This is a genomic window from Modicisalibacter sp. 'Wilcox' (genome assembly GCF_010993675.1).
GTDB classification, from domain to species: Bacteria; Pseudomonadota; Gammaproteobacteria; order Pseudomonadales; family Halomonadaceae; genus Modicisalibacter; species Modicisalibacter tunisiensis.
This window is the reverse complement of record NZ_WNXF01000005.1, coordinates 17,794-37,151: the sequence shown is the minus strand read 5'-3', so window position 1 is coordinate 37,151 and position 19,358 is coordinate 17,794. Positions and strand designations below refer to the sequence as shown.

Here is a 19,358-nt window from a genome sequence, read left to right as displayed (position 1 = left end):
CCTCAGTAGAGGCGCAGCCCCACCCGGGTCACCCGATTGCCCTGCATCTCGCTGACCACCCAGTGAATCCCGTGCCAGTCGACATCGTCGCCGATCACGGGATGCCCCCCGACTCGCAGCGACATGAACTCGCCCAGCGTCATTTCCTGTTCCCCCGGGCTGAGCGTCAACCCGTAGGCATCCGCGACATCACGCATCAGCGCCTGGCCATCGAGGGTGAAGGTGCCGAAGAAGGCGCGTTCCTGCTTGAGCCGAGCGTCGCCGTTGAACAGCCGGTTGAGGGCCGGGAGATCGGCGCTGCGGCCGATCACGCAGAGCACGTCGCCCAGGCGCAATCGAGTGCTGCCCTTGGGATGGAGCATGGTGCGCTGGCGAAACAGTGCCGAGATCAGGGCGCCGGAGGGGAAGCGCAGCAGGCGGATGGGCACGTCCTCGAGGGCGTCGTTTTCCACCTGGTAGACGAACATTTCGTAGTCGTTTTCCGGCAGCACCCCCAGGGGGCCGCGCCGGTTGGGGGTGACCCGCGGCGGGATCTGGACCCGGGTCCAGCGCGCCACCAGCGACAGGGTGCCGCCCTGGACCAGCAGTGACATCAGCACGGCGAAGAAGGCGATGTTGAAGTAGACCGCCGCGTTCTCGACCCCGCCGATGACCGGAAAGATCGCCAGCACGATCGGCACCGCGCCGCGCAGGCCGACCCAGGCGATGAAGATCACCTCGCGCCACCGGAAGCGGAAGAACGGCTTGATGGCCAGCACCACGGCCAGGGGACGGGCCAGGAAGATCAGCACGAATGACAATGCCGCGCCGGGCAGCGCGTAGGAGAGCATTTCCCGCGGGCTGACCAGCAGCCCCAGCACCAGGAACAGGCCGATCTGGCTGAGCCAGGCGAAACCGTCATGCACGGGCAGGATGAAGTTGAGATGGCGACCGGGGCGGTTGCCGATCATCAGGCCGGTCAGGTAGATGGCCAGAAAGCCGCTGCCGCCGAAGGCGCTGGTCACGCCGAACACGCACAGCCCCAGGCCCAGGGTCAGCAGCGAATAGAGGCCGGGGGCCAGATCCAGCCAGCTCAGCAGCCGGGCGATCAGCCAGCCGGCCCCCACGCCGACCGCCAGCCCCAGCCCGAACTGATTGACGAACATCCCCAGGGTGTCGAGCGGACCGCCGATCTCGCCGGTCAGCAGCGCAACCAGGGTCAGTGTCAGGAAGATCGCCATGGGATCGTTGGTGCCCGATTCGATCTCCAGGGTCGCGCCCACGCGCTCGTTGAGGTTGACCCCCTGCCCACTCAGCATCGAGAACACCGCCGCGGCATCGGTCGAGCCGACGATGGCGCCGACCAGCAGCCCCTCCGCCAGAGACAGGTCCAGCAGCCACATGGCAAACAGGCCGACGATGCCACTGGTCAGGAAGACCCCGAGGGTGGCCAGCGACAGCGCCGGCTTGAACCCCACACGGAAGGTCTTGAGGCGGGTGCGCAGGCCACCGTCGAGCAGGATCAGCGCCAGGGCCAGGTTGCCGATCAGAAAGGCCAGCGGGTAGTTGTCGAACGCGATGCCCAGCAGGCCATCCTCGCCGACCAGCATGCCCAGGGCGAGGAAGATCAGCAGCAGCGGCACGCCGAACAGGGACGAGAGTCGGCTGGCCAGAATGCTCAGGGCCAGCAGGGAGCCGCCGAAGAGAAACAGGGTATTGACGCTATCCATGGCCGATCCTTGCCCAGACAGAACGCCATTATGCCATGGTCGTAGAAGCGTGAGCAGATGACTGGCCTTCTGGCCACTCCCGAGCGGCAAGGATAGACTGGTTCGCCGCCCGTTCGGCGGGCGTCTCATCGCGATCTACAAGGAATCCTTCATGCTGGAGCGACGCCTTTCGACACTCCTGATGAGTGTCTGGCTGGTGATCAGCCCCTCGGTACTGGCGGCGACCACGGTCGACGCCGGCGCCGCCTCCTCGGCACGACAGATCGCTGCCGGCGACGTGGCACCGGCGGTGCGTCTTCATGACAACCCCCTGCTCCGGCAGCTGGCCGAGGGCACCGAAGCGGCCTTTCTCGCCGCCCCGGACGAGCCGTATTTCACCCGCAGCGAGCCGGAACCGATCACGCCGCCGCCGACGCATACCCTGCGCGTGATGCTGGACTGGTACATCAATCCCTATCACGCGCCGCTGATCGTGGCCCGGGAACGCGGGCTCTTCGACCGCGAGGGACTCGACGTGACCCTCACGGCTCCGGCCGACCCCAGCGTGCCGGCCAAGCTGGTAGCCGCCGACCGGGCGGAGCTGGCGCTGACATCGCAGCCGACCCTGCATCACCTGGTGGCCAGGGGCATGCCGCTGGTCAGGGTCGCCACCCTGATCCCGCTGCCCCTGAGCGGTCTGCTGGTGCGCGATGATGCCGGCATCGACTCGCTGGCCCGGCTCAAGGGCAAGACGATCGGCTACGCCACCGAGAGCGTGGCCCAGGTCTATCTCGATGCCCTGCTCGAGCAGCAGCCGCTGACCGCCAATGACGTGACGCTCAAGCCGCTCGACTTCGCCCTGGGCCGGGCGCTGGCCGATGGGGACGTCGACGCGATCATCGCCCCCCTGCGGCCGACCGAGCGTGACGGCCTGGCCAGACAGGGCGTGGCGACCCATGAACTGACCACCGAGGACAGCGGGCTGCCGCTGTACGATGCGCTGATCATCGTGGCCAATCGCGACACGCTCGCTCAGCACCGCCGCGATATCTCGCATTTCCTGAAGGCCCTGGAGCAGGCCACCGTGTGGATCATCCAGCACCCCGACGCGGCCTGGAACCTGATCCGCAAGGCCGAGCCGGCACTGGACACGACGGCCAATGCCGATGCCTGGCCGAACGTGGTGCGCTACTTCGCGCTGCGTCCGGCCCTGCTCCAGCCGGAGCGCTACCGTGGCTTCGAGCGCTATCTGAACAAGCGGGGGCTGCGGGACGAGGTCACGCCGTTGTCGAATCTCGCGGTCGAACTGGACACGCCGTGAACTCGACCACCTGGCGTCCGACACGCCGCCCGTGACAAGCCCCTCACGGACGGTGTCTCGCCAGCCGACGGGGGATCAGTGTGACTCGCCCGCCTCCAGGAAGGCATCCACCGCCTCGCGGAACGGCTTGGGCACCTCGGCATGGACCCAATGGCCGGCCTCGAGAGTGACGATCTCGACATTCGGCAGGATGGCACGCAGGGCCGGCAGGGTGCTGTCCGGTACATAGGGCGATTGGGCGCCGCGGATCTCCAGCGCCGGTCCTTCGTAGGGGCTGTCGCCGGCGGGCACGTCGATGATGGCGTCATAGTCGGCGGCGATCTCGTCGAGGCCGACCCGCCAGCGCATGACGCCGTCCTCCCGCACCAGATTGGTGGCCAGGAACAGCCGGGTGGCCGAGCTGTCGATCTCCTCGGCCATCAGGGCATCGGCCTCCTGGCGCGATGCGGGTCGGCTACGCTCGACGCGGCGCATGGCGGCGAAGATGCTGTCATGGCCATGTTCATAGGCGATCGGCGCGATGTCGGCCACGATCAGCGAGGCGACGCGTCGTGGCGCCAGGCGTGCCACGCTCATGGCGACCTTGCCGCCCATCGAGTGTCCCAGCAGGTCGCAGTCCGTGATCTGCAGCCGGTCCAGCAGCGCGATCACGTCATCGGCCATGGCGGCATAGCTCATGCCCGCCACGTGAGGCGAACGGCCGTGGTTGCGCAGGTCGACGGCCACGACCCGGCGCCGGCGCTGCCACTGCTTGGCATGAGAGCGCCAGTTGTCGGCGCTGCCGAACAGGCCGTGCAGGATCACCAGCGGGCGCGTGTCTTCCGGGCCATCCGCCTGATAATGAAGCTCGACGGTGTCACTCATGGAGGTCCTCCCCTTGCGGTCGCGGGATGATGGGCCGCCCCGCGGATGCGAGGCGACGACAAGTCAGATGCCCTCTCGTGCAGGCTGTGCGCCCCAGGACAGCAGCCGGCGAGTCAGGACACCCAGCAGCAGGCCGTACATGGGCAGGAACAGCAACAGCGAGATGGTCAGCTTGACGGCGTAGTCCACCCAGGCGATCTCGACCCAGTGACTGGCCATGAAGGCGTCCGGGCCATGATGGAAGGCAATCGCGAAGAAGGCGAAGGTGTCCGCCAGGTTGCCGAACAGCGTCGAGACCGCCGGAGCCACCCACCAGCGCGCACTGCGCCGCAGGCGATCGAAGACCTGGATGTCCAGCAACTGCCCGATCACGTAGGCCATGAAGCTGGCCAGGGCGATCCGCGCCACGAACAGGTTGAAGGTGCCCAGGGCGGCCAGGCTGCGGAACTCCCCCTTCTCGAACAGTACCGAGAGCAGATAGGAGATCACCAGCGCCGGCAGCATGACCCGCGCGATGATGCGGCGTGCCGAGGTCTTGCCGAACAGACGCACGGTCAGGTCGGTGGCCAGGAAGATGAACGGGAAGCTGAAGGCGCCCCAGGTGGTGTGCAGGCCGCCCATGGTGAACGGCAGTTGCACCAGGTAATTGCTGGCGGTGATGACCAGGATGTGAAAGGCGGCCAGAGCGGTCAGACAGCGACGGTACTGGCCGGGACTCAGTGACAGCATGCGACAGGCATCCTTTTTGGGTGATGGCACGAGGGGTGAGGGAACCCTCGGGTGCGGACCTGCCGGCCCGCGGCAGTTCAGGGGCGCGAATTATACGCGAAATCGATCGTGACGTCGTGGCATGTGCCTGTCGAACCGGGGCCGACAAGCGTCAGCGGGGGCGCCTGTCGGCCAGAAAGCGATCGATCAGCGCACGCGAGATCGAATAGCTCGGCGGCAGCGGCGGCAGTCGGCGCGGCGTGAACCAGGCGGCGTCGGCGATTTCCACGCCATCGATGCGAATGCGCCGGCTGGTGGCCTCGGCGAAGAAGCCCAGCATCAGGGAATGCGGAAATGGCCACGACTGGCTGCCGAAGTAGCGCAGTCGGCCGATCGTCACGCCCACTTCCTCGAACACCTCGCGATGCACGGCCTCCTCGGCCGCCTCACCGGGCTCGATGAAGCCCGCCAGCGTCGAGTAGCGGCCCGGAGGAAAGCGCGGGCTGCGGGCCAGCAGCAGGTCATCGCCATGGGTCACCAGGGTAATGATGCAGGGCGAGATGCGGGGGTAGTTGCGATGCCCGCAGTGGTCGCAGTGCATGGCGAATTCGCCGCTGATGCGCCGGGGGGAATGCCCGCAGCGCCCGCAGAAGCGGTGGTTGCGCTGCCAGGCGACGACCTGCAGGGCCGTCGACAGCAGTGCGAAGCGCGACTCGTCCCAGCCGTTCAGCCACTGGCGCGCCGAGGGCCAGTCCCGAGGCTCGGGCTCGGCGAGCACGGCGATGGCCTGCTCTTCCCAGAACCCCAGGGGCTGCGCCGCGGCCGGCCAGGTGGCCACCTTGGTGAAGGGCTGGTCATCCTGTCCGGCGGCGATCCCGTTGGCGCTGTCCACCCGGATCAACAGGCCGCCGGTGCAGGTCTCGGCATCGGGGAGCTCGCGGCGAAACGTCATGAGGATGGCATGCCGTCCCAGAGGCATTGCCCCGCCTTGTCGCGAATGGCGGCCAGCTTGGCGTCATGGGCGGCCCACTCCTGTTCGCTGGGACGCACCACGGCGAGCGACGGCCGGTCCGCGCTCAGCCGCCGGACACGGGCAGTGCCCGGGCTGGCGACGCCTCCGTCTTCGCTGCCGTCGGCATCGAGCAACAGGGCGGTCTGTCCGCCGGTCATCGCCAGATACACATCGGCGAGAATCTCGGCATCCAGCAGCGCCCCGTGCAGCACGCGGTGACCGTTGTCGATCGCGTAGCGCTTGCAGAGGGCGTCGAGGTTGTTGCGCTGGCCGGGGTGCTTGTCGCGGGCCAGCTGCAGGGTATCCAGGATGCCGCAATGCTCGGCGACCGGGCCGAGCTTCGGCTCGCCCCGGTGGGCGTTGAGCCGCGAGAACTCGTGATCGATGAAGCCGACGTCGAACGCAGCGTTGTGAATGACCAGCTCGCCGCCCCGGATGAAGTCCCAGAAGGCATCCGCGATCTCGGCGAAGACCGGTTCGTCGGCGACCTGCTCGTTGGTGATGCCGTGCACCTCAATGGCCTCGGCATCGATCGTGCGTTCGGGATTGATGTACTGGTGGTAGGTACGGCCGGTCAACCGGCGGTTGACCATTTCCACGGCGCCGATCTCGATGAGGCGGTGGCCCTCACGGGGATCGATGCCGGTGGTTTCGGTGTCGAGTATGATCTGGCGCATGGTGTCTCGCTGACTGCAAAGCAAGGAAAAGTGTGACAGGGGTGGATCAGCCCGTGGCGGCCACGGCGGCGTCGATGGCCTCGTTGGCCAGGGCATCGGCGCGCTCGTTGCCCGGATGGCCGCTGTGTCCCTTCACCCAGTGCCACTCGATCTGATGGCGGCGGGTCTCGTCGAGCAGTTCCCGCCAGAGCTGCGCATTCTTGACCGGCTGCCGCGAGGCGGTCTTCCAGCCGCGCTTCTGCCAGCCGTGGATCCACTCGGTGATGCCCTTGCGCAGATATTCGGAGTCGGTGTAGAGCGCGACGCGACAGGGGCGCTTGAGTTCCCGCAGCGCCATCAGCGCCGCCTTGAGTTCCATGCGGTTGTTGGTGGTTTCCGCCTCGAAGCCGTTGAGCGTCTTCTCGTGGGGGCCCGATTCCAGCAGTGCCCCCCAGCCTCCGGGCCCGGGATTGCCGCGACAGGCCCCGTCGGTATGGATCGTGACGGTGGGTAACGGGTGATCAGTCAAGCTCGGCAATCCTCTCGTGTTGGCATTCGTCGTGCTCCTCCGGCGTACGGGCGACCCGCGTCGCGTGGCCGATCAGGTGGCCGCCGGGAACGCTGGCAGGCAGCCGTGGCCTGACCACCTGCACGCGCTGTACCCGACGACAGGCCTGGATCATGTAGCTGTCCCCCAGTGGCAGGTTGTAGCGCCGCCCGAAGGTCTCCAGCCCCGGGCTGCCGGGCTGACCGCCGGGCAGCCGGAAGGCACAGTAGTCTACTCGCTGGATTTCGAAGTCGACAAACGCCAGCCAGTCGCGCAGACGGCCGGGGGAACGCCAGTGTCCTCGCCACGGCAGCCACTCGCGTCGCCCCGGCCAGGGGCGGCGCCACCCCTCGATGCCCATCGGCGACCAGCCGAAGAGGATCAACCGGCCATCGTCGGCGACCAGGCGCGTGAGTTCCTGCAGGAGCCGGTGTGGCTCCGGGATGACTTCCAGCAGATGATGAACGACGACCAGCGACAGGCTTTCGTCGGGCAGCGGGAAATGGTCGGGCAGACAGACCACATGCCGATCATCCTCGGCCAGTTCCCGCGTGGGGGCCCAGCTGAGTGCGTGGCGGATCGGGCACATGTCGGTCAGGCGCGGAGCCATGCCGACCTGCAGGCTGTGCTGGCCGAACAGCCGCTCGCAGACCGGCCCCAGGCAGGCTCGCTCGGCCTGCCAGTGCGACTGCCCGGCGGGTGTCGACCAGTAGCGTCGGCCTTCTCGCACCAGCCGGGCCAGCTGAATCGACGGCTCCGAATTTGACACGGCGGCTCGATCCCCCCAAGGTTTATGCCATTTCACGCAGCCAGCATCTGCGGGGTCCCCTGTGGGTGACGACATCCCCGGCATCGATGCCACACGCCGCCGGCTGCCGACAACCTTGCTGAGGTGAAATACCCCATGATGAGCGTGACACCGATTCCGGCCTTCTCGGATAACTATATCTGGCTATTGCGCCAGGACGCCACTCCCGACGTCGCGGTCGTCGACCCGGGCGATGCGAGCCCGGTCATCGAAGCGCTCGAGCGCGAGTCTCTGGCGCTCGACACCATCCTGGTCACGCATCACCACCCCGACCATACCGGGGGCGTCGCCGAGCTGGTCAAGCGCTATGGCTGCCGGGTCGTCGGCCCTGCCGGCTCCCGCATCGACGGCATCGACGAGCCGTTGAGCGATGGCGATGCCTGCCGCATTCTCGGGCGGCGCTTCGAGGTGCTCACGGTGCCGGGCCACACCCTGGATCACATTGCCTTCTTCGCGTCCGGCACGCCGCCGCTGCTCTTCTGCGGTGACACGCTGTTTTCCGGCGGCTGCGGGCGGCTCTTCGAGGGCTCGCCCGAACAGATGTTCGATTCCCTGGCCCGCCTGGCGGCCCTGCCGGAAGACACTCTGGTCTTTGCCGCCCACGAGTACACCCTGGCCAACCTGCGCTTCGCCCAAGCCGCGGAGCCGGACAACGCGCTGCGCGACCGTTTCCTCGCGGAATGCCAGCAGGCGCGTTCGCTCGATCGCCCCACCCTGCCCAGCACGATCGGCAGGGAGCGCCAGATCAACCCGTTTCTGCGTGCTGCGGAACCGGGGGTGCGTCAGGCCGCTTCCGCCCAGGGCGATGCCGGCTCGTCGCTGGCGACCTTCGCCACCCTGCGTGCCTGGAAAGACCACTTCTAATCCGTCCCATGGACGCTCACTCCTGCGCCCACGAGGCTTCAACGACATGACCAACCGACCCTTGTCCCGCCGAGGCCGACACCTGGCGGGCGGTCTGCTTCTGACACTGACCTCACTGGCCGGTGGCGTGCATGCCGCGGCAATGCCACCCGAGTCATCCGGGTCGTTCTGGGATGCGCTGATGGTACATGCCCAGCCCCGGGATGTCTGGGAGCAGCTCCGCCAGGGCTTTGCGTGGTCCTTCGATGCCCGCGAACCTCGGGTAAAGCACTGGATCGACTACTACCGGCGTCACCCCCGCGGGGTGGCGGAAATCGCCGAGCGCGCGCGCCCCTGGCTCTACTGGATCACCCAGGAAGTCGAACAGCGCGACATGCCCGCCGAGATCGCGCTGCTGCCGTTCATCGAGAGTGCCTACAAGCCCACCGCCAAGCATCCGGGCGGCGCCACCGGCCTGTGGCAGCTGATGCCGGGTACCAGCGATGCCCTGGGGGTCCGGCGGGACTGGTGGTATGACGGCCGTGTCGACGTGATCCGCTCGACCAAGGCGGCGCTCGATTACCTGCAGCAACAGGCCGACCAGTGGTATGACGGCGACTTCGAACTGGCCCTGGCCGCCTACAATGCCGGCGCCGGCACCGTGAATCGGGCGATTCGCCAGGCGCAGGCACGCGGCGGAAGCGGCGACTACTGGAGCCTGCATCTGCCGCGGCAGACCATGAACTATGTGCCCAAGCTGCTGGCCCTGTCGCGGATCATTGCCTCCCCCCAACAGTACGGGGTCCAGCTGCCCTCGATCCCCGACCGCCCGGCCTTCGCCAGGGTCGAGATTCCCGGTCAGATCGACCTGTCACGAGCCGCGAAGCTGGCCGGCATCGCCCCCGTTCGGCTGCGTCGCCTGAACCCCGGGCTGCTGCAGAACATGACCCTGCCGTCCCGGTCGCCGGCCCTGCTGGTCCCGGCGACGGCGCGCGACACCTTCGTGGCCGCGCTGGATCGCCAGCCCGACGCCGCCCTGGCTCGCTGGCAACGCTATCGAGTGCGCCGTGGCGACACGCTTTCCGCGATTGCCGCACGCCAGGGCGTGCCCATCGGCGTGCTGCGGCGGGAGAACGACCTGCGAGGCAACATGATTCGCATCGGTCAGATCCTGAGAGTGCCTGCCGGTCGCATGACGGCCCAGGCCGATCCGGACGAACGGCTCGTGGTCAAGGTGCGCCCCGGCGACAGCCTGAGCCGCATCGCCGCCCGACACGATGTCACCGCTGCGGAGATTGCCCGCTGGAACGGCCTGGACACGGCGGCATATTTACATCCCGGCCAGCGGCTGACACTGTATTCGCACTGACCGCTCGGGACCGGCCTCGGAGAGCCGCCGGGAACCTCTATCTCCCGGCGGGGTCGAGAAGACGCCCCGGCACGTCGATGTCCGGCGTGGCGAGGGCATCGCGGGTGAACGCGTGACCAGAAGGAAACCATCCATGCTACGAAGCGCCCTGGCGGCGTTGCTTGCCGTTTCGCTGTTGACTCCTGCTTCCTTCTCGTTTGCGGCCTCTGCTGCCGAGGTACCCACGGTGACGGGGCTGTCGCTGTATGATCAGCCGGCCCTGAAACCCGGCTTCACCCATTTCCCCTACGTCAATCCCGAGGCACCGCAGGGCGGCGAACTGGTACGCGCGTCGGTCGGCAGCTTCGACTCCACCAATCCCTTCATCGTCAAGGGAACCCCGGCCAGTGGCTTGATGGCGGTCTATGACACCCTGCTGGCCAGCAACCCCGACGAGCCCTTCTCGATGTACGGCCTGCTGGCGTCGGGGGTACGACTCGATCCCGACCGGCGCTGGATGGAGTTCGACATCAATCCCGGGGCACGCTTTCACGACGGCACGCCGGTCACCGCCGAGGACGTGGTATTCAGCTTTCGCCTGCTGCGGGACGAGGGCCAGCCCTTCTACGCGGCCTATTATGCCGATGTGACCTCGGCACAGGCGCTGGATGACGACACCGTGCGCTTCGACTTCGCCAAGGCCAACTCGCGTGAGCTTCCACTGATTCTCGGCCAGCTGCCCGTCCTGCCCAAGCACTACTGGGCGAACCGGGACTTCACCCGCCCCACCCTCGACAAGCCGCTGGGCTCCGGCCCCTACCGCATCGCCGCCATCAAGCCCGGCCAGCGTATCGTCTACGACCGGGTCGACGACTACTGGGGACGCGATCTGCCGGTCAACCGGGGGCGGCACAACATCGCCCGCCTGGTCTTCGACTATTACCGGGATCAGACCGTGGCCCTCGAGGCCTTCAAGGCAGGCAACCTCGACCTGCGCATCGAATCCAGTGCCAGCAACTGGGCGACGGCCTATGACTTCCCGGCCGCCGAGCAGGGCTTCGTCAAGAAGCTGCTGGTGCCGGATGGGCAACCGGCGGGCATGCAGGCCTACGTGATGAACCTGCGGCGCGAGAAGTTCCAGGACCCGCGAGTCCGGGAGGCCCTGAACCTGGCGTTCTACTTCCCCTGGCTCAACGACAACCTCTTCTACGGGGCCTACAAGCGCACGCGCAGTTACTTCGAGAACTCGCCGATGGCGGCCGGCGGCAAGCCCGGCCCGGGTGAGCTGGCGCTGCTCGAGCCCTATCGCGATCAGTTGCCCGATGCCGTCTTCGACAAGCCGCTGCCCATCGCGGAGCCGGAAGACCTGCGCCCTCGGCTGCGCAAGGCGCTGGGCCTGATGCGCGATGCCGGCTACGAGATACAGAACGGCCAGATGGTGAATCGCGAGACCGGCAAGCCCTTCACGCTGGAAGTCCTGCTGTATGACACTCAGTTCGAGCGCATCGTCCAGCCTTTGCTCAAGAATCTCAAGCGCATCGGCATTCAGGGCAAGATTCGCACCGTCGACGTCAACCAGTACCTGAACCGGTTGCGCAGCTTCGACTACGACATGGTCATCGCCACCTTCCCGCAGTCGATCAATCCCGGCAACGAACAGCGCGAGTACTGGACCTCGGCCTATGCCGACCAGCCCCAGAGCCGCAACCTCATCGGCTTGAAGAACCCCGCCATCGATGCTCTGGTCGATGACCTGATCCGGGCCGACTCCCGTCAGGCCCTGGATACCGCCGCCAGGGCCCTGGATCGTGTGCTGCGCTGGGGCTTCTACGTGATTCCGCAGTTCCACCTCGGCGCGACACGCATCGCGCTGTGGGACAAGTTCGGCCACCCGCAGCCATCTCCTGAATACGGCCTTGATTTCGATGCCTGGTGGGTCGACCCCGACGAAGGCCCGCGTATCGAAGCCCGTCAGCACGGAGGGTAGGCATCGGTGGCTGCATACATCGTCAGGCGCCTGCTGTTGATGATTCCCACCCTGCTGGGGATCATGCTGCTCAACTTCGTGATCGTCCAGGCAGCACCGGGCGGACCGATCGACCAGATCATTGCCCGCTATCAGGGCATGGACAGCAACGCCAGTACCCGCCTGGACGCCGGCGGCGGTGATCCCTCGGCCGGCGGCGATGCCGCCTCGCGAGGCGCTCGTGGCGTGGACCCGCGCTTCATCGCTCAGCTCGAGCAGCAGTTCGGCTTCGACGAACCCGCCTACCAGCGCTTCTTCGACATGATCGTGGACTACGCGACCTTCGACCTGGGCGACAGCTTCTTTCGCGACCGGCCGGTGCTCGATCTGATGCTCGAGCGACTGCCGGTCTCGATCTCGCTGGGACTGTGGACGACGCTGCTGGTCTACTTCATCTCGATCCCGCTGGGTATTCGCAAGGCGCTGCACCACGGCTCGCGCTTCGACGTGTGGTCCTCGGGGCTGGTGATCCTCGGGTACGCCATCCCCGGTTTCCTGTTCGCCATCCTGCTGATCGTGCTGTTCGCCGGGGGCAGCTACTACGACCTCTTCCCCCTGCGCGGGCTGACCTCACCGGACTTCGATCAGCTGTCGCTGTGGGGCAAGGTCACCGATTACCTCTGGCACATCACCCTGCCGGTACTCGCCGCCTCGATCGGCAGCTTCGCCACGCTCACCATGCTCACCAAGAACAGCTTCCTCGACGAGATCCACAAGCAGTACGTGCTGACGGCCCGGGCCAAGGGAGCCAGCGAGCGGCGGGTCCTGTACGGGCACGTCTTCCGCAATGCCATGCTGCTGATCATTGCCGGCCTGCCCTCGGCCCTGGTGGGCATCTTCTTTACCGGATCGCTGCTGATCGAGGTCATCTTCTCGCTCAACGGCCTGGGGCTGCTCGGCTTCGAGGCCGTCATGCAGCGCGACTACCCGGTGATCTTCGGCACGCTGTACCTCTATACCCTGATCGGCCTGATTCTCAAGCTGGTGTCGGACCTGACCTACATGTGGGTCGATCCGCGTATCGATTTCGAGACACGGGAGGCCTGATGACCCAGCACGGTTCCACGTCCCGGCTCTCGCCCATCACACGCCGTCGCCTGCAGGCCTTTCGAGACAATCGTCGTGCCTGGTGGTCCTTCTGGCTGTTCCTGTTTCTGTTCGTGTTCAGCCTCGGCGCCGAGCTGATCGCCAACGACAAGCCGATCGTCATGCGCTACCAGGGCGAATGGTACGTGCCGCTGCTGGTCGACTACCCGGAAACCGACTTTGGTGGCTTCCTGCCCACCACGGCGGAGTATCGTGATCCCTTCGTGAAGGAGGAGATCGAGACCCACGGCTGGATGCTCTGGCCGCCCGTTCCCTTCAGCTACGACACCCTGGATCAGGCGCTTGACCATCCCGCTCCCTCGCCGCCCGACGCTCGCCACTGGCTGGGTACCGACGACCAAGGGCGCGATGTGCTGGCCCGGGTGATCTACGGTTTCCGTCTGTCGGTCCTGTTCGCGCTGGCCCTGACGATCGGCTCGCTGGTGCTGGGAGTGGTCTTCGGCGGGATTCAGGGGTATTTCGGTGGCAAGGTCGACCTGATCGGTCAGCGGCTGTCGGAAATCTGGTCCGGCCTGCCGGTGCTGTTCCTGCTGATCATCCTGGCCAGCCTGGTCGAGCCCAACATCTGGTGGCTGCTGGGCATCATGCTGCTCTTTTCCTGGCTGGGCCTGGTGGATATCGTGCGTGCCGAGTTCCTGCGTGCGCGCAACCTGGAGTACGTGCGCGCGGCCCGGGCCATGGGACTGCCTGCTCACCTGATCATGTGGCGGCATGTGCTGCCCAATGCCATGGTCGCGACCCTGACCTTTATCCCCTTCCTGTTCACGGGGGCCATCACGACCCTCACGGCACTGGATTTTCTCGGCTTCGGCCTGCCGCCGGGATCGCCGTCGCTGGGCGAGCTGGTCGCCCAGGGCAAGAACAACCTGCAGGCGCCCTGGCTGGGCATCACCGCCTTCGTCAGTCTCAGTCTCATGCTGTCGTTGCTTGTCTTCATCGGCGAGGGGTTGCGCGATGCCTTCGACCCCCGGCATATCCAGAAGCCGGCAGGCAAACCTGCCGGCACGCTTCAGCCAGCCGCCGAATCGGACGCCCTACCCCTGCCACAGGAGCCCACCGATGAACGCTGAACCGGTACTGCAGCTCGACGAGGTCTCCATCGCCTTCGACAGGACCACCGTGGTCGATCGCCTCTCTCTGCAGGTCGGCGCCGGCGAGACCCTTGCACTGGTCGGCGAGTCCGGCTCGGGAAAGTCCGTGAGTGCCCTGGGCGCCATGGGCCTGCTGCCGGCCAATGCTCGGATCGAGGGGCATTGCCGGCTCGAGGGACGTGAGCTGGCATCCCTGACCCCGCGCGATTGGCAGCGTCTCAGGGGCAATCAGGTCGGCTTCATCTTTCAGGAGCCGATGACGTCCCTCAACCCGCTGCATACCATCGGCAAGCAGATTGGCGAGACACTGCGGCTTCACCAGGGACTGCGGGGGCGAGAGGCCCGGGCCAGGGCGCGGGAGTTGCTGGCCCAGGTACACCTGCCGCGCGTCGAGGAATTGCTCGATGCCTGGCCGCATCAACTGTCCGGCGGGCAACGCCAGCGGGTGATGATCGCCATGGCCATCGCCAACCGGCCTCGTCTGCTGATCGCCGACGAACCCACCACTGCACTCGACGTGACCGTCCAGCAGGAAATCCTGCAGTTGCTGGGTGAATTACAGTCCCGGCACGGCATGGCTATGCTGTTCATCACCCACGATCTCAACCTGGTGCGACGTCATGCGGATCGTGTCTGTGTTCTCTACCAAGGCCGCGAACAGGAAACCGGCAGCGTCGCCCGGGTCTTCGACGCGCCCCGCAGTGCCTATACACGAACCCTGCTGGCCGCGGAACCCGAGGGCCGGCCGGTGTCCCGTCCGACATCGGAAGTCCTGCTCGAGGCACAGCGACTCTCGGTCACCTTCCGCCGGCCCAAGCGGTTGTTTGCCCGGCGCCCACCGGGCTTCGCGGCCGTCAAGCCGCTGGATCTGTCGCTCGCCCGAGGCGAAACCCTGGGCATCGTCGGGGAGTCCGGCTCCGGCAAGACCACTCTGGCGATGGCCCTGCTGCGGCTGGTCGAGAGTGAAGGTCACATCACCCTCGGCGAGACACGGCTGGATCGGCTGACCGGCGGGGACCTGCGTCGTCAGCGGCGCCGTGCCCAGATCGTCTTTCAGGACCCCTACGGGGCGTTGTCCCCCCGCATGCCGGTCGCCGACATCATCAGCGAAGGACTGCGTTATCACCATCCCGAGGTGGACAAGGAGACAGTGAGAGAACGCGTCCTGTCGACGCTGCGTGAAGTTGGTCTTCCCCGGGAAGTCGCTGCCCGTTACCCGCATGAGTTCTCCGGCGGGCAACGCCAGCGAATTGCCGTGGCCCGGGCGATCATTCTGGAGCCCGAGCTGCTGGTACTTGACGAGCCTACGTCGGCACTCGATCGTACCGTTCAGAAGCAGTTGATTCGTCTGTTGCGTGGCTTGCAGGAACGACGAGGCTTGAGCTATCTGTTCATCAGCCATGACCTGGCGGTGGTACGTGCCATGGCTCACCGCATCATTGTGATGAAGGATGGCATCATCATGGAACAGGGAGAATGTGAGAAAGTACTGCGCTCACCAACCGCTTCCTATACACAATCCTTGCTTAAGGCATCATTTCTTTAACTTCTTGATTTCAAGCCAAGATAACGGTATAAGACTTACTCGGCAAAGATGGCGATTTCATCAGGGCTCAGGTGGCGACACTCTCCCGGCGCCAGATCCGGATCCAGGACCAGCGGCCCGATGGATTCCCGATGCAAGGCCGCCACGCGATTGCCCAGTGCGGCCACCATGCGCCGGACCTGGTGATACCGTCCCTCGGTCAGCGTCACCCTGGCCTGCATGGGCGACAGCCAGTCGAACTCGGCCGGCTGGGTCGGCCGTTCCTCGCCATCCAGCTGGATGCCCTCGGCAAAGCGACGCCGGGCGGCATCCGCGTCCTTGGCTTGCAGGGGCGAAGCCAGCGTCACTTCATAGACTTTCGGACAGGCCTTGCGGGGAGATGTCACCCGGTGAGACCACTTGCCATCGTCGGTCAGCAGCAGGATCCCGGTCGTGTCGACGTCCAGTCGGCCGACTGGGTGAAGGCGCCCGACATTGGGCAGATCGATCAGCTCCAGCACGGTCGGATACTGGTCCGGGCGCGTCGTGCACTCCACCCCCAGCGGCTTGTAGAGCATGAGGTAACGATTGCCACTCAGGACCAGCGACTCGTCCAGCCAGCGAACGTCGTGCCCCTCCCCTACCTGAGTGGCCGGGTTCTTGATCACCACCCCATCAACCGTCACCTCGCCACGGTGCAGCGCTTTCTTGGCCAGACTTCGCGTGAGGTCCGTGGTATCACACAGGAACTTGTCGAGACGCATTACCTCTCCAGTTGAAAACGATCGGCATCCATCCAGGCGGGAAACTTGTCACGGAACTGTGACAGCGCTTCCCGCTCCAGGGAGCCGGTACGAATGAAGGGCTGGTCGCGCGCTTCGTCGATCAGCGGGTCGCCCTTGAAGTCGACCAGCATCGAGTCGCCGGCGTAGGCCAGCCCCTTGGCATCTTCACCGACGCGATTGACCCCGATGACATAGCACAGATTCTCGATCGCTCGAGCCTGCAGCAGGGTCCGCCAGGGGCCGCGCCGGGGAGCGGGCCAGTTGGCCACACAAAGCAGCGCATCATACTCGAAGTGCTCGTCCTGCGCAGGCTGTTGACGCAACCACACCGGAAATCGCAGGTCATAGCAGACCGTCAGCAGGATACGAAAGCCCTTGAGCTCGACGACCGCACGATTCAGGCCCATGCCGTATCGCTCGTGCTCGCCGGCCATGCGGAACAGATGACGTTTGTCGTAGTGCACCACCTCGCCGTCCGGCGTCGCCCAGATCAGGCGATTGTAGTAGTCGCCGGCTTCGGTGACGGCCACACTGCCGGTCACCACGCAGCCACGCCGCCGGGCCTGTTCCCGCATCCAGGCAACGCTCCGGCTGCTGGCCATGGGTTCGGCCATCTCCCGCGAGTTCATGGTGAACCCGGTGGCAAACATCTCCGGCAGCACGATCAGATCGGTCGTCGTGGCGTCCAGACTGCCGAGTTGCTCATCGAGCAGGCGGCAATTCGCCTCTGGATCCTCCCAGCGGAGGTCAGCCTGGACCAGCGTCGTTCGAAGGTTGCTCATGGAAACCTCTTGTTGAGAACAGGGGGTCAAGCCCGTGAACGCGTCGCGAAGCATCCGGCCATGCTAACATTAGCGCTCGCCGACGTGAGGATTCGTCCGGCGAGTCATTGACTTCACGCTCGACAGGACAAGGATCACCATGACACCGGCCATGCCCTCCGACAAGGATGCGACCCACGGCGTTCTCTTTGGACTTGGCGCCTATCTGATGTGGGGCTGCTTTCCCCTGTTCTTTGCGCTGTTCAAGGACACGCCGGCCTGGGAAATCCTGATCCACCGCGTGCTCTGGTCCTGTGTCTTTCTCGCGGGGCTCGTCATTCTGCTACGCCGCTGGCAACCGGTCATCGAGGCACTGGCGCGCCCGCAACGGCTGGGGCGCGTACTGGCCTGCGCTCTGTTGATCGGACTCAACTGGGGAATTTACATCTACGCGGTGGAAACCCATCACGTTCTCCAGGCCAGCCTGGGCTACTTCCTGACCCCCCTGGTCAACGTGGCATTGGGCATGCTGGTACTGAAGGAACGCATGTCACGCTGGCAGGCACTGGCGGTGGGACTGGCGGCAATAGCCATCGCCGTTCAACTGATTGTGCTGGGCAAGCTGCCCTGGATCACACTGGCACTGGCGTTGTCCTTCGGCACCTATGGCCTGCTGCGCAAGCAGGTGCCTCTGGACGGACTCTCGGGCTTGTTCGTCGAAACCCTGCTGCTGCTTCCGCTTGCCCTGCTGGCACTGGGCTGGCTGAGCGCCGAAGGCGCCTCGCATTTCCTGCAGGGCGACCCTCGGACCACGCTGCTGCTGATCGCCAGCGGCGTCTTCACCGCCCTGCCGTTGATGGCCTTCGCGGGTGCCGCGCGCCGCCTGCGGCTGGCGACGCTCGGTTTTCTCATGTATCTGAACCCGACCATGCAGTTCTTCATTGCCCTGCTGGTCTTCCATGAGCCCCTGTCGCCGATCCAGCTTGCCACATTTGTGTTGATCTGGATTGGTCTGGCCGTCTACTCCTGCTCAGCCTGGCAGGGGCGCCCGCAGTCGCGAGGCGCTTGAATGCTGGCGTCCCGCTTCTCCGGGCAACGGGGCGCCGTCATCAGGGGCTACATGGCTTCATCGTGCGCCAGCTCGGGCAGAGTGGCACGGCCGGCCGGCCGGCCCCAGTCGCAGAATGACCGCCTCCAGGCAGCTCAACGTCGGGACCTGGCATTGCAACAGCGACACGCCCGTCTCCAGACCCAGCGCTTCGCGATGCATGGCCGCGGAAGGATCCTGGCCGCGCTCTTCCCACTCGTCCAGCGGCAGGTCGATGATTTCATCGATCAGCATGTGCGGCAGCAGCAGGACACAGCTGCGCACCCCTTCCGTATTGAGTGCAAAACGCCGGCCACTGTCAGTCAACCGCCAGACCGACAGGCGCAAGCGGCTGATCGAGCGCTCGAAGACCACATTCTCGCGGTCGGCTAGCCAGTTGGCGGCCAGGCGACCGTTGATGCGGCGATCGACGGTCGACGCATTGATATGGGGATAGAGAAAGCCGCTACGCTGAACCATCCAGTCGAGCGCATCATCGAGCGCCACACCAACCCGGCGGTCATAGGGCATTTCGCGGCGAGACAGGGCATTACGGACCGTGGAGAGCTTGAGCCCGCAAAGCGCGGCAATCTCGGTGATGCTGAGCCCGCGTTCCTCGGTCTCCTGCAGCGAGAACGGTAGTGTACTGGTTATTCCCGCATGCTTTTCCAGGCGTAGACGCAACGCCACGAGCCCCATCATGTGAAGCAATCGAGCAGGGTGCCCGCGCCCGGCCACGCTGCCCAGGCTATGTGCCATGGCCACGAGATGCCACAAGTCGCTGAGCCGCTCAGCCTCAAGCCCCGAAGCCTCTTCCTCCGGCTGGGCCAGCGCCCAGGCTTGCAGTTCGCATAACGTTTCGCTCATGCGCACGGCCAGCGCACTGGCGGACAGCGCGTGCGGTCCGTCCATGGACTCCGTTTCGTGGCCCAGACAGAGTCGTCGCAATGGTCCGGCCAGGTCATGGCAGGCCGTCGACAGTTCCTCCGTCAAGGCATCCACCGACAGGACATCGCCTGCTGCAGTGCCTAGCAACGACTCCTGCAGCAGACTCATGGGGCTGGGAAGGCCCTCTGACATAATTGAACTCCTGCGTACCGGCTGGTCTCTTGAGGCCAGCTTCTTTTTTTGCGCTGATTTCAGGCGCTCTTGTCATGATTAACGGCAGATCGCTCATTTTC

The 19,358-nt window shown here is 65.8% G+C and carries 18 protein-coding genes; 8 read left to right on the top strand and 10 right to left on the bottom strand.

The genetic code is table 11. From position 1 onward, the window contains the following. Positions 1–2: 2 nt before the first annotated feature. Positions 3–1,709, bottom strand: coding sequence for a potassium/proton antiporter (locus G7A98_RS06095; protein WP_163648604.1), 1,707 nt, complete (start codon positions 1,707–1,709; stop codon positions 3–5). A gap of 151 nt (positions 1,710–1,860) precedes the next feature. On the opposite strand from G7A98_RS06095, the gene G7A98_RS06090 reads away from it, so the two are divergent. Then, the gene (locus tag G7A98_RS06090; protein WP_163648603.1) at positions 1,861–3,009 is read left to right on the top strand and encodes an ABC transporter substrate-binding protein; all 1,149 of its coding nucleotides are present in this window, start codon (positions 1,861–1,863) and stop codon (positions 3,007–3,009) included. 75 nt (positions 3,010–3,084) lie between these two features. Here G7A98_RS06090 and G7A98_RS06085 read toward each other — a convergent pair whose 3' ends face one another. The 6 genes from G7A98_RS06085 to G7A98_RS06060 all read right to left on the bottom strand — a co-directional run bounded on the left by G7A98_RS06085 (position 3,085) and on the right by G7A98_RS06060 (position 7,565). Then, positions 3,085–3,873 carry an alpha/beta fold hydrolase gene (locus G7A98_RS06085; protein WP_163648602.1) on the bottom strand — a complete coding sequence of 263 codons (789 nt, stop codon included), beginning with the start codon at positions 3,871–3,873 and terminating at the stop codon, positions 3,085–3,087. Between the two features lie 63 nt (positions 3,874–3,936). After that, complete coding sequence (locus G7A98_RS06080; RefSeq protein WP_163648601.1) at positions 3,937–4,602, bottom strand: 7-cyano-7-deazaguanine/7-aminomethyl-7-deazaguanine transporter; 666 nt, start codon at positions 4,600–4,602, stop codon at positions 3,937–3,939. Between the two features lie 151 nt (positions 4,603–4,753). Then, positions 4,754–5,560 carry an NAD(+) diphosphatase gene (gene nudC, locus G7A98_RS06075; protein WP_240464684.1) on the bottom strand — a complete coding sequence of 269 codons (807 nt, stop codon included), beginning with the start codon at positions 5,558–5,560 and terminating at the stop codon, positions 4,754–4,756. Next, positions 5,530–6,270 (bottom strand): DNA polymerase III subunit epsilon, encoded by a 741-nt coding sequence (dnaQ, locus tag G7A98_RS06070; RefSeq protein ID WP_163648600.1) that lies wholly within the window; start codon positions 6,268–6,270, stop codon positions 5,530–5,532. The genes nudC and dnaQ overlap by 31 nt, the downstream gene beginning before the upstream one ends. 46 nt (positions 6,271–6,316) lie before the next feature. Beyond that, a complete protein-coding gene (gene rnhA, locus G7A98_RS06065) occupies positions 6,317–6,778 on the bottom strand; it encodes a ribonuclease HI (protein WP_205596229.1) in 462 nt (153 codons plus the stop codon). Next, positions 6,771–7,565: a methyltransferase domain-containing protein gene (locus G7A98_RS06060; RefSeq protein WP_224414890.1), complete on the bottom strand. Its 795-nt coding sequence runs from the start codon at positions 7,563–7,565 to the stop codon at positions 6,771–6,773. The genes rnhA and G7A98_RS06060 overlap by 8 nt, the downstream gene beginning before the upstream one ends. 135 nt (positions 7,566–7,700) lie before the next feature. On the opposite strand from G7A98_RS06060, the gene gloB reads away from it, so the two are divergent. The 6 genes from gloB (at position 7,701) to G7A98_RS06030 (ending at position 15,565) form a co-directional block, all read left to right on the top strand. After that, a complete protein-coding gene (gloB, locus tag G7A98_RS06055) occupies positions 7,701–8,468 on the top strand; it encodes a hydroxyacylglutathione hydrolase (protein ID WP_163648597.1) in 768 nt (255 codons plus the stop codon). A 46-nt stretch (positions 8,469–8,514) separates the two neighbouring features. Then, entirely contained in the window at positions 8,515–9,816 is a 1,302-nt protein-coding gene (locus G7A98_RS06050; protein ID WP_163648596.1) for a LysM peptidoglycan-binding domain-containing protein, read from the top strand. A 133-nt stretch (positions 9,817–9,949) separates the two neighbouring features. Further along, positions 9,950–11,782 (top strand): extracellular solute-binding protein, encoded by a 1,833-nt coding sequence (locus tag G7A98_RS06045; RefSeq protein WP_163648595.1) that lies wholly within the window; start codon positions 9,950–9,952, stop codon positions 11,780–11,782. A gap of 6 nt (positions 11,783–11,788) precedes the next feature. Continuing rightward, positions 11,789–12,868 carry a microcin C ABC transporter permease YejB gene (locus G7A98_RS06040; protein WP_163648594.1) on the top strand — a complete coding sequence of 360 codons (1,080 nt, stop codon included), beginning with the start codon at positions 11,789–11,791 and terminating at the stop codon, positions 12,866–12,868. After that, positions 12,868–13,998: an ABC transporter permease gene (locus tag G7A98_RS06035; protein ID WP_163648593.1), complete on the top strand. Its 1,131-nt coding sequence runs from the start codon at positions 12,868–12,870 to the stop codon at positions 13,996–13,998. The genes G7A98_RS06040 and G7A98_RS06035 overlap by 1 nt, the downstream gene beginning before the upstream one ends. Further along, a complete protein-coding gene (locus G7A98_RS06030; RefSeq protein WP_163648592.1) occupies positions 13,988–15,565 on the top strand; it encodes a dipeptide ABC transporter ATP-binding protein in 1,578 nt (525 codons plus the stop codon). The genes G7A98_RS06035 and G7A98_RS06030 overlap by 11 nt, the downstream gene beginning before the upstream one ends. Positions 15,566–15,600: 35 nt before the next feature. Here the strand turns inward: G7A98_RS06030 and G7A98_RS06025 are convergent, their stop codons facing one another. Then, the gene (locus G7A98_RS06025) at positions 15,601–16,308 is read right to left on the bottom strand and encodes a pseudouridine synthase (protein WP_163648591.1); all 708 of its coding nucleotides are present in this window, start codon (positions 16,306–16,308) and stop codon (positions 15,601–15,603) included. After that, positions 16,308–17,111 (bottom strand): amidohydrolase, encoded by an 804-nt coding sequence (locus G7A98_RS06020; RefSeq protein ID WP_163648590.1) that lies wholly within the window; start codon positions 17,109–17,111, stop codon positions 16,308–16,310. The genes G7A98_RS06025 and G7A98_RS06020 overlap by 1 nt, the downstream gene beginning before the upstream one ends. Before the next feature lie 139 nt (positions 17,112–17,250). Here G7A98_RS06020 and rarD point away from each other — a divergent pair, with 139 nt between their 5' ends. Further along, positions 17,251–18,159: an EamA family transporter RarD gene (gene rarD, locus G7A98_RS06015; protein WP_163648589.1), complete on the top strand. Its 909-nt coding sequence runs from the start codon at positions 17,251–17,253 to the stop codon at positions 18,157–18,159. A 57-nt stretch (positions 18,160–18,216) separates the two neighbouring features. Here rarD and G7A98_RS06010 read toward each other — a convergent pair whose 3' ends face one another. Beyond that, positions 18,217–19,233 (bottom strand): hypothetical protein, encoded by a 1,017-nt coding sequence (locus G7A98_RS06010; RefSeq protein ID WP_163648588.1) that lies wholly within the window; start codon positions 19,231–19,233, stop codon positions 18,217–18,219. Positions 19,234–19,358: the final 125 nt, after the last annotated feature.